Genomic DNA, 10610 nt, shown 5'->3' with positions numbered 1-10610 from the left:
GATCATCATCCTCATGGTCGGCGAAAGCCCGGTGCGTGTGTTCATGACACTGTTGCGCGGCGCCTTCGGCGATCAGGAGAAGATTGCCGGGACCTTGCTGCAGACGACGCCGATCCTGATCTGCGGTGTCGCGGCCTGCATCGGCTTGCGCGGCGGCATGTTCAACGTCGGCATCGAGGGCCAGCTGTTCCTCGGCGGCTTCGCCGCCGCCTGGGTCGGCTTTGCCATGCCCCTGCCCGCGGGCATCCACACACTGGCAGCACTGGCGCTGGCGGTCGTGGCGGGCGCGGCCTGGGTCGCCATCCCCGCCTATTTCCGCGCCCGCTACAACACCAACGAGGTCGTCTCGACGATCCTGTCGAACTACGTGGCGGTGCTGCTCACATCCTACTTCACCATCTTCCTGTTCAAGCGGCCGGGCGGCTGGTCGGAGACGCCGCCGATCCTGGCGACATCCTATCTGCCGGAGATCTTCGCCTTCTCGCGGTTGAACTGGGGCCTGGTCATTGGCCTGGTGCTGGCGGTCGGCGCGGCCCTTGTCTTCCGCTACACCAAATGGGGTTACGGCGTCACGATGGTCGGCTCGGCGCCGAAATTCGCCGAATATGGCGGCGTCAACGTGAAACGGCAGGGTTTCCTGGTCCTGCTGCTTTCAGGGGCCGTCGGCGGGCTGGCCGGCGGCGTCGAGACGCTCGGCGTCCATCACCGCTTCATGGAAGGATTTGCCCCCGGTTTCGGCTTCGACGGGCTGATCGCCGCCCTGCTCGCCAATGGCTCGCCGGTCGCCACCATCTTCACCGCACTGTTCTTCGGTGCCCTGCGCAACGGATCGCTGCTGCTCGAGGTCGACACCAGCGCGTCGCGCGAAATCATCACCGTGATCCAGGCGCTGATCATCCTCAGCGTGTCGGCCCAGGTGCTGGTGAGAAAGCGCGGCGACAGCCAGGCAGGGGAGCGGCGATGGAAATTCTAGACAAGCTCATCAACGTCGCGCTGATCGCTGCGACGCTTCGCACCACCGCGCCCATCCTTCTGGTCGCGCTTGGCGGCTCGTTCACCACCAAGGCCGGCATCTTCAACATCGGCCTCGAGGGGCAGATGCTGGTCGGCGCCTTCTTCGCCGTCCTCGGTTCGATCTGGACCGGTTCCGCACTGGCGGGCGTCGCCTGCGGCGTTGCGGCGGCGCTCGTCTTCGCCCTGGTTTTTGCTGTCCTGGTGGTGAGCTTCAAGGCCAATGAAGTTGTCGTCGGGCTGGCGCTCAACATCCTGGCCGGCGGCATGACGATCTCGCTGATGAAAGCGATCTTCGGCACGCGCGGTTCGATCGTCGGTCACGGCATCGTCGGCCTGCCGAAAGTCCAGCTGCCCGGCGCCCGCGACCTTCTCGGCTCCTGGGCGCCGCTGATCTCCGGTTTCACGCCGCTCGTCTATGCCGCCTTCATCGCCGTGCCGCTGCTGGTCGTCTGCTACAACCGGACGCGGCTCGGCCTCTATATCCGCGTCGTCGGCGAAAAGCCGGAAGCCGCCGAGGCGCTTGGCATCTCGATCACCCGCGTCCGCTACATCGCATCCCTGCTGTGCGGATTGCTGGCGGGCCTCGCCGGCGCGCATCTGTCCCTCGGCTACATCACCATGTTCACCGAAAACATGTCGTCGGGCCGTGGTTTCATGGCGGTGGCGATCCTGATCTTTTCCAACGGCGATCCGCTGAAGGTGCTGGCCGGCTGCCTGCTGTTCGGCTTCGCCGATGCCTTTTCGTTGCGCCTGCAGACGTTTGGCTATCCGTCCTACCTGGTTCTCACCGTCCCCTATGTCGTCGCGCTGATCGCATTGTTCGCGCTGTCCTACCGGGCGCGCCCGAGGATCATCGCGGAGACGCTGGAATCGATGCGGAAACTGCTGTCGGTAGACAGGAACACCGAACCCGGCGGCAAAAATCCCCAGTGAAGGAAGCCTTTATGGAACGCATAATCCTCGACGTGGATTCAGCCGGCGACGATATTCTCGCCGTGCTGTTTGCAGCGGTCAATCCCAAACTCCGGCTCGAGGGTGTCACCACCGTGACCGGTGCGGCCGGCCCGATCGAACAGGTCACCAACGTCGTCCTCAACACGCTGACGCTCGCCGGGCGTAACGATATCCCGGTTCACGCCGGCGCGTGGCGGCCGATCGTCGGCAACGCCAAGGCCGACATGGAGGCGCCGGTGCATTTCGAAAAACGGCTTGTCGCCCGTTTCGGCGATCGCCTGAAGAAGTTCAACCCGCCGGCGCCGACGCCGGTGCGGCAGGCCACGTCGGGACATGCGGTCGATTTCATCATCGAGACGGTCATGGCCAATCCGGGCGAGATCACGCTGGTGACGACCGGCCCGCTGACCAACACGGCGATGGCGCTGTTGCAGGAGCCGGGACTGACCGGTGCACTCAAGCGGCTGATCGTGCTCGGCGGCAATTTCCAGACGCCGGGCAACATCACACCCCTGTCGGAGTACAACATCTGGGCCGATCCGGAGGCTTCGCGCATCGTGCTCAACGCCGATGTCGAGAAGATCCTCGTCCCCCTCGACATCTGCGAGGACAACCGCGTCGCCGACTCGATGCTGACGCGCGACGACATCGCCGACATGCAGGCCGTCGCCAGGGACAATCCCGTCCTTGAGATGATCGCCGACAGCTTCCCGATCTACATCGACATCTGGCGCGAATTCTTCGACCTCGTCGGGTTCCCGATGGATGACGTGATCACCGTGGCGCTGGCTTTCGATCCCGGCCTGGCGACGATGACCGAGCCGCTGTTCGCCGACGTCGTGCTCGACGGCAGGCTGGCGCGCGGCCAGACCGTCGCCTATCGCGGCCGGCAACTGCTGCCCGGCGGCGGGCCCAAGACCACCCGCATCTGCACCGGCCTGGACGGCCGGCGTTTCCTCGACGGCTTCAAGAAAACCATAGCGCGCTACGAGCGGGCGGCGTGAAAGACGACATGATGACCAAGCCAACTCCTATCCTGTTCGACTGCGACCCCGGCCACGACGACGCCATTGCGCTGGTCATGGCGCATCGCTCGCCGGCCATCGAACTCATCGGCGTCACCACGACCTGCGGCAATGCGGAAGTCGAGAAGACGACCGCCAATGCCTTGCGCATCCTGGAGTATATCGGCGCCGGCGACGTGCCTGTCGCGCAGGGCTGTCACCGCCCGCTGGCGCGCCCGCTGGTGCTCGGCACCGCCGATGGCCCGAGCGGGCTCGAGGGCTCGCCCTACCTGCCGCAGGCGACGATCAAGCCGGTTGACCGGCATGCCGTCGATTTCCTGGCCGACAGGCTGCGCGCCGCGCCCGAACCGATCCTGGTCGTCGCCACCGGCCCGCTCAGCAATATCGGCCTGATGATCCTCAAGCATCGCGACGTGCTGCCCAAGATCAAGGAGCTGATCTGGATGGGCGGCGTGTTCTACCGCAAGAGCGAGATCATCACGCCGACCGAATTCAACGCGTTCTGCGATCCCGAAGCGCTGAAGATCGTGCTGGACAGCGGCGTGCCGATCCTGATGGTCGGCCTCGACGTCACCATGCAGGTGCTGATCGAGGCGCCGCAATATGCCGAACTCGCCACCATCGACACGCCGCTCGGCCGGCTCGTCAACGACTGGCTGCTGTTCTACGAGAAGCTGCACCGCAACTCGATGGGCGTCGGCGGCGCCATGCACGATCCGCTGGCGCTGGCGCTGGCCATCGACCCGACATTGGTGCGCACGCGCCCTGCCCATATCGGAGTCGATCTGTCCGGCACCTACGCCTTCGGCGCGACCATCGCCGACTACTGGGGCGAGCGCGGTGAAAAGGACAATGCCCGCATCGCCCATGAGGTCGACGCGGACCGCTTCTTCAAGCTGATGTTCGATCTCCTGCGGGACTGAACATCCAACGGACTGAGGGTTAGCGGAACAGATATTTCGAGACTTCCGGGTTGCCGCGACGCCACATCACATTGTCCAGGAAGTAGTGGTGCACGTTGATGAATATCCACGCGATGAAGAGGAAAAGCGACGAGCCGAGCACCTGTTTGTCGTAGGGAACCAGGGCACTCAGCGCCATCGGCACGAGCCAGAAACCGAGAGCACCGAGAATTGTGCCAGCGATGATGAATATCAGCACCCGCAGCCTGTACATCGGCCCAAGAATGGACAGCACCCTGAATTCCGGATCCTTGACGGCATCCACGCGGTCGCGCTCGACGTTGGTCTGGTAACGCCAGACCACCGCCAAATACTGCAACGAATGGAGCGCCGGTACCACGAGCAGCCAAAGCGGGTTCAATCTCACGAACAGAATCCAGGCATAGAGGGTCGTGACGTAAGCGACGACACCGTTATACGGCAGAGCGCCGCCATGTTTGCGCCAGCGATTGACGAACATCACGGCGGTGGCCGCCGAGGAGGCAGCGGCGACCGCGAGCGCGATGTTGAGGAGCCAGGGCGGGACAGCGAATGTGTAGTAGTCCAGGCCCCAGAACTGCCTTTCGGTGATCACCGCGTTTGTCTGGAGCCAGGCGAACAGCCACACGGCATATCCGTTGAACAGCAGCGCTTTCTTGTCCTGATCGCTGAAGAATTTGCGCTTCAGCACCGCGTCCACCATCAGCATGCCATAGCCTTGCTTGACGTAGTGCCAGCCGACGAAAAAGCCCATCGCGTTGGTGGCATATCCCAGCAGGCGGGCGTTGCCGGTTACGGAGCCATAGGCGAAGAAAGCGACCATGATCATTGGGACGGCAATGCCCGCGATGATGTAGCGGATCTGGAGATTCCTGTCATATCCGTCGCCGCGCACCTTGCGCCCGAAATCGCGATAGAAAATCTGATACGAGTGGGCAAAATGTGGATGGTTTATCAGATTGGCGAGCAAGAGCATTACCGCCGCCACAACGCCCTCGTATCTAAGAGGCACAAAGAACAGGATCGGCAGGATCAGGAACGCGCTCCCGCCGAGCATGAAAAAATCGATGAACGGACCGAACAGATATTTCTGTGGAGGCGCCGCGACCGAGACCGGAGCATCCGCCGAAAGGTGAAGTGCCATGCTGCCTTCTCCCTGTGATTGTTTATCTAGCCATCAACCTGATAGGAATTTTTTCTTGACTCCCTGCACTCAGCTATGGTACATTTTTGTCCATGGTGCTGATTTGCGCCAGTGACCCGCCGCACAGGCGGGTTTTTCGTTTGTTCCGTCAGCCAACGCGCCGGCGAAGGCTTCGGGGAAGTGTCGATCGCAGCGCGTTCAGCCGCGCGAACTGTCGAGGTCAGTTGAGCTGATTGAGGATCCCAGAACTGCTCGCCAGGATCAAGCTCTTGTAGATCAGGAACGCCAGCGTACAGATCGCGGCCAGCGAGGTCGGCACGCCGAACGGCACCACCCCCTTGCGGTCCAGATGCTGGACGATGAGCCGAAAAGCGCCCGCCGGCAGCAGGAATGGGTTTTTCACGATCGCGGCAGTGGCCAAGGCGAAAACCAGGAGCAGCACCGAAAACACCGCGAGACCGCTGCCGCTGATCAGGAAGGGCACGACTGCTATCAGCTTGACATCGCCGGCGCCGATCTTGCGCAAGGCCCAGAAGGGCAAGAGCGCGACGAACAACAGAAGCCCCGCACTGGTGCTCAGTCCCATGTCCCACCACGACCCGGATTGGAGCGACAGCAACAGCAGGCCCCCGGCGCCCAGACAGAGCAGCAGCAGCACGTCGCGATTGGAAATTTTCTGGGTGGTGAAATCGAGCCAGGCAATCCTGGCCAGCAGAGGGATTGCGAGCACCTTCAGCAGCAGCGCTTCGGCAAGCAACATGCTAGCGCTCGACGTTCTGCACGCTTGACGACAAAAGCTTCAGATTGTTGGCGACGGTCGGGTCGTTGGGCGCCAGCTCGTAAGCCTTGAGGAAGTTCGAGCGGGCATCCTGTAACTTGCCGCGCAGCAGGTAGGAATAGCCGACATTGTTGTAATATTCGGGCGTCGCGCCGCCCAGCTTGAAGGCCCTGGCATAGGCGCGGTCGGACAGGTCGAAACGGTGGATCCGGTCGGTGCAGGCGGCCAGCCCCATCCAGGCGTTGCCGTCATTGGGTGCCAGTTGCGTCGCCTTGAAGAACAGCGCGCCGGCATTGCCGTAATTTTCGGCACGGAACTGGTTCTTGGCTTCGGCGACCGCCTGGTCCGAGGCATAGTATTCGACGTCGCTGACCGTTTTCAGCCCGTCGAAAGCATCGCCAAAAGACGTCACGTCGCCCTTCGACGGCTCGTTGGTGCGCACGACACCGTCGGTTGTGTCCGCCGTCTGGCAACCGGCAAGCACCGCCATGAGCAGACAGGCCGCGGCCGCGATAACCCTCTTCATACGTCCGTCCCCTGGGCCCCCGACTCACATTAGGGCCAAATGATATACTAAACTAGAAGAAAACGCCTCTCATGCGAATGATGACCGGCAACATGATCACCACCATCACGACTGGGAATATACAGAGACCCAACGGAATCATCATCTTGACCGGGAGTGAATTGGCGCGCTCCTCGGCACTCAGAATTCTCTGACTGCGCATTTCGGCGCTATAAACACGCAAGGCATCGGTGAGGCTGGTGCCGAGTTCTTCCGATTGCCGGAACAGCACCGCTAGTGCCCGCGCCTCCTCAAGGCCTATGCGATCGGCGAGTTCCCGTAACGCCTCCCGCAACGGCTTGCCGGCGCGCAGTTGCAAATTCATGATAGACAGTTGGATCCCCAGCCACTTGTGGGTGGCAGCCATTTCGTGACTCACACGTTCGACCGCCGCCTCAAGGCTCATGCCTGCATCGGCGCATGTGATCATCATGTCCATGAAGTCGGGAAAGGCACGGCGATAGATTCGTTTCTGACCATTCTCGAAGCGATCGAGCATGATGCTCGGAATCACCATGCAGGCCAGGCCGAACAAAGCAGAGCCGGCAAAAGTTATGAAACCAGGCAGCTGTGGTGGAAGGACCCGCGACAGCAGGGCATAGATGGCCAAAAACCCAATGCAGACTGCAACCAGACGGGACAGGGTGTAAACCAGCGGTGCACTTGATTTGTAAAAGCCGGCACGAAAGAGCTTCGCCTCCAAAGCATTCGGCTCATCGCGCTCCTTTTCGATCGACTTGAAGTAGGCGTCGACTGGCCGTTGTGCCGCAAGCTTGGCAAGCACGTCCTGTCCAAGCATTGACCGGCGGTCTGTAATTCCTTCGCCCATCAGGCTCTGCGCGACGAGCTTTCGTGTTTGCAGAGCCGGCAGGAAGACGAGCGCACCGAACAGGAAAAAAGATGCCGCCGCCGCAAACACGACGATAGATACCAAGAAACCCAGATCCTGAATATTCGAAAACAATTTTATTCGTCGCCCCTGTTAGAAATCAAAATTAACCATTCGATACATGATGAAATCCCCCAACAAAGCCCACACCCCGAATACGGTGAAGACTGGGAAAATGAGCTGATCGTGCCACACGCCTCCATAATAGGAGGGAGCAAGAAGTTGAAGGATCAAGAACATGACGAGCGGAAACAGTGATATAATCCAGGCCGACACGCGCCCTTCAGCGGAAAGCGCCCGAATTTTCATTCGAAGCTTTTGCCTTTCTCGCAGTACCGAGGATAGGTTGGACAAGATTTCGGTCAAATTACCGCCGGTCTTGGCCTGGATCGACAGGGATACCGACAGCAACTGAAGACCCTCGAAGCCGACACGCTGCGAAAGCTTTCGCACAGCCTGCTCGATGCTGAGACCGAAAGTGATCTCATCGGAGACGATGCCGAACTCGGTGCCGAGCGGATCCGGCATTTCGCGCGCGACCAGACCGATGGCGACCGAAGCCGGGTGTCCGGCGCGCAGCGAACGAACGATCATGTCGAGCGCGTCCGGCAGCTGTTTGGCAAACTTCTGGATTCGCTTGTTGCGGGCGCGCCGGAGGACGAGAAGCGGCAGGACAAGCCCTACGACCAGAAAGATAAGAAGCGACGCCAAAGCGGAAAAATTGAAGAGTACCAGGAGCAACGCCATCGCTAGTCCGACGAGCAGGAATGTCGCGGCGAACGTCAGGGGATTTCCGGTAATGCCGGATTGAGTATAGAGTCTGTTCAGCCACACCATTCCAAAAAGAAAGTCGCCGGAGTCAGTGAGGCCACGCTCCCGCAGCAATCCCTGTAGCGTTTGTTCGGCCGGGACGTCGCCAGCGAGCCGCTTCAATCGGCGATTGACTGCTAGAGACCGAGAGCGGCGGCCGGCAAATGAAAGATAAAGAGCTTCGCCGGCGAGGATGACCGAGGCTGCCGCCAGCATGTAGATGAAGTATAGCAGAGCTTGACCAGTCGGCATCAGAGGGCAACCTGCGGGTTGAAGGCGTCCTTGGCAAAATGATGGCCAAGCGTCGCCGCCTCTGGAGCGAAGCGCGGACGGACACCGGTTGCGCGAAAGTCTCCGACGACCTTGCCCTCGGCCGTCACCTCACGGCGGACGAAATGATAGATTTCCTGAAGCTGCACGACATTGCCCTCCATGCCGGTCAGTTCCGATATGGAGGTGACACGCCTGCCGCCATCCGAGAGCCGCTGTGTCTGGACGATGATGTCGATGGCGGAGGCGATCTGCGCCCGGATCGAATCATGCGTCATCGGCATGCCGGCCATGCCGACCATCTGCTCCAGCCGCGAGATCGCATCGCGCGGCGTGTTGGCATGGATTGTCGTCATCGAGCCTTCGTGGCCGGTGTTCATTGCCTGTAGCATGTCGAAAGCTTCCTCGCCGCGCACCTCGCCGACGATGATGCGGTCCGGTCGCATGCGCAGCGCGTTCTTCAGCAATTCGCGCTGGCGAACCTCGCCCCTGCCCTCGACATTGGGCGGGCGCGTCTCGAGCCGGCCGACATGCGGCTGCTGCAATTGCAGTTCTGCCGCATCCTCGATGGTGATCAGCCGCTCCTTCGAAGGGATGTAGCTCGACAAGGCGTTGAGCAACGTTGTCTTGCCGCTGCCGGTGCCACCCGAAACCAGGATCGATTTGCGCGCCTGGACTGCGATCCGCAGCAGGTCGATCATCGGCGGACGGATCGAATTGAATGCCATCAAACGTTCGAGCGAATAGGGATTCTTCGAGAATTTGCGGATCGATACCAGCGGGCCGTCGACCGAGACCGGCCGCACCGCGATGTTGACACGTGAGCCGTCTTCCAGCCGGGCATCGACCATGGGCGACGATTCATCGACCCGCCTGCCGATAGCCGAAACGATCTTGTTGATGACGCGCAGCAGATGGGCCTCGTCCCGAAACCGGATTGGCGTCTCTTCGACGATGCCCCGCCGCTCGATGAAAACGCGCTTGTGAGTATTGATCAGGATGTCGGTAATGGAATCATCCTTGAGCAGCGGTTCGATCGGCCCGAGGCCCAGCATCTCGTCGGCGGTGTCGCTGGTGAGTTGATCGAGTTCGCGCGCATTCAGCGGCACCGCGCGAGCGCGAACGAACTCGCGCACGATTGGACGGATCTCGTTCAGGATCTCATCCTTGGAAGCACTTTCAAGCTCGGTCAGGTTGAACCGGTCGATCAAGTGGCGATGCAGCTCGACCTTGATCGTCAGGAAATCGTCACCATGCGATTGAATATCAACGGCTGGCAGAAGAGCCGGAGCAACAGGCTGCACCGCCAGCAGCTCGACCTTTGTCACTGCCTGCTGTTCGCTTGGCCCCTTGATGAACCGTCCCAGCATAATTGCTTATACTCCCCTCGGACACGCATTAGCGGAAACTAAACGTTAACCAACGAGCGCACAAGCGCCTGGATGCCCGGCGCACAGCCATTACTTTCGGCATAGTTAAGATCAAGGACCGCAAATCCCTTGATTATTTGATGCAGAGGGCATGCGGAGTTCCCCAAATTTATCCTCAGCTCTCAGGCTCATGCGCCCGCGCCGCGAAAATTAGCAAAACTCCCTCTTAAGTCCTTAGATATAAAGGAATATGCATTTCTTCTAATGCTTCCACGGTTTCGCCACATGAGCGGCTAAATTGTGAATGAATGGTTAAGGGCAATCGAAAAATGAAAAGAATCAATCCCTTGATAAGATTTCACTTTGCAACCTTCTTGCCGAATCAGGTACATGAAAGTTAAGGAACCCTTAATGTCGTTTGACTCTGCATTTTCTCGGGACCTAGGATCGAGATGACGGGGGATGCTTGGGTATGGATTTCATCTCTTGCTCTGTCTCGTCGGGTTCCAACCTCCAAAGGGAGAAATTGACATGAAGAAGCTCATGACGATGACCCGGCAGTTCCGCGACGATGAAAACGGCGCTGCCATGGTCGAATATTCCATCCTCATCGGCATCATTGCCGCGGCGTCGATCGTGACGATCATCGCTATCGGAGTGTGGGTGAACGGCTCGTTCACCAATCTCTGCAGCAAGCTGACGGGCGTTGCTGGCGTGACGAACTGTACTGTTGCTACGGCTACTCCCTGATCATTTTCCAATCGGGACCCGGATCTGATCCGGGTCCCTGTCGCCCGATATGTTGCCTTTCTTGGGGTTTTTGGGATCATGCGCGCGAACACACTCATCA

The 10610-nt window shown here is 60.3% G+C and carries 11 protein-coding genes; 5 read left to right on the top strand and 6 right to left on the bottom strand.

What is annotated here, in order from left to right; genetic code table 11:
- From EN925_RS08860 to EN925_RS08845, 4 genes are all read left to right on the top strand, one after another.
- Positions 1–973, top strand: a 973-nt coding sequence (locus tag EN925_RS08860; RefSeq protein WP_164894164.1) for an ABC transporter permease, incomplete at its 5' end; no start/stop codon positions are given.
- The gene (locus EN925_RS08855) at positions 961–1947 is read left to right on the top strand and encodes an ABC transporter permease (protein ID WP_013530293.1); all 987 of its coding nucleotides are present in this window, start codon (positions 961–963) and stop codon (positions 1945–1947) included. The genes EN925_RS08860 and EN925_RS08855, both read left to right, overlap by 13 nt.
- An 11-nt stretch (positions 1948–1958) precedes the next feature.
- Positions 1959–2972 carry a nucleoside hydrolase gene (locus EN925_RS08850; protein ID WP_127368014.1) on the top strand — a complete coding sequence of 338 codons (1014 nt, stop codon included), beginning with the start codon at positions 1959–1961 and terminating at the stop codon, positions 2970–2972.
- A complete protein-coding gene (locus EN925_RS08845) occupies positions 2969–3916 on the top strand; it encodes a nucleoside hydrolase (protein ID WP_164766073.1) in 948 nt (315 codons plus the stop codon). The genes EN925_RS08850 and EN925_RS08845 overlap by 4 nt, the downstream gene beginning before the upstream one ends.
- Before the next feature lie 19 nt (positions 3917–3935).
- Here EN925_RS08845 and EN925_RS08840 read toward each other — a convergent pair whose 3' ends face one another.
- The 6 genes from EN925_RS08840 to EN925_RS08815 form a co-directional block, all read right to left on the bottom strand.
- On the bottom strand, positions 3936–4991 hold the full coding sequence (locus EN925_RS08840; protein WP_245460876.1) for a hypothetical protein: 1056 nt from the start codon (positions 4989–4991) through the stop codon (positions 3936–3938).
- A 307-nt stretch (positions 4992–5298) separates the two neighbouring features.
- The gene (locus EN925_RS08835) at positions 5299–5838 is read right to left on the bottom strand and encodes a prepilin peptidase (RefSeq protein ID WP_063170098.1); all 540 of its coding nucleotides are present in this window, start codon (positions 5836–5838) and stop codon (positions 5299–5301) included.
- 1 nt (position 5839) lies between these two features.
- Complete coding sequence (locus EN925_RS08830; RefSeq protein WP_127368012.1) at positions 5840–6382, bottom strand: tetratricopeptide repeat protein; 543 nt, start codon at positions 6380–6382, stop codon at positions 5840–5842.
- Positions 6383–6434: 52 nt separating this feature from the next.
- A complete protein-coding gene (locus tag EN925_RS08825; RefSeq protein ID WP_063170096.1) occupies positions 6435–7385 on the bottom strand; it encodes a type II secretion system F family protein in 951 nt (316 codons plus the stop codon).
- An 18-nt stretch (positions 7386–7403) separates the two neighbouring features.
- A complete protein-coding gene (locus tag EN925_RS08820) occupies positions 7404–8372 on the bottom strand; it encodes a type II secretion system F family protein (RefSeq protein ID WP_063170095.1) in 969 nt (322 codons plus the stop codon).
- Positions 8372–9760, bottom strand: a complete 1389-nt coding sequence (locus EN925_RS08815) for a CpaF family protein (protein ID WP_128336464.1) — start codon at positions 9758–9760, stop codon at positions 8372–8374. Before EN925_RS08815 ends, EN925_RS08820 begins: the two co-directional genes overlap by 1 nt.
- A gap of 531 nt (positions 9761–10291) precedes the next feature.
- Here EN925_RS08815 and EN925_RS08810 point away from each other — a divergent pair.
- Positions 10292–10510, top strand: a complete 219-nt coding sequence (locus EN925_RS08810) for a Flp family type IVb pilin (protein WP_127368010.1) — start codon at positions 10292–10294, stop codon at positions 10508–10510.
- The last annotated feature ends 100 nt before the right edge of the window (positions 10511–10610 follow it).

Origin of the sequence: Mesorhizobium sp. M7A.F.Ca.US.006.04.2.1, from assembly GCF_004022915.1 — a bacterium.
GTDB classification, from domain to species: Bacteria; Pseudomonadota; Alphaproteobacteria; order Rhizobiales; family Rhizobiaceae; genus Mesorhizobium; species Mesorhizobium ciceri.
The sequence above is the reverse complement of the archived record's forward strand: the minus strand, read 5'-3'. Positions and strand labels throughout refer to the sequence as shown.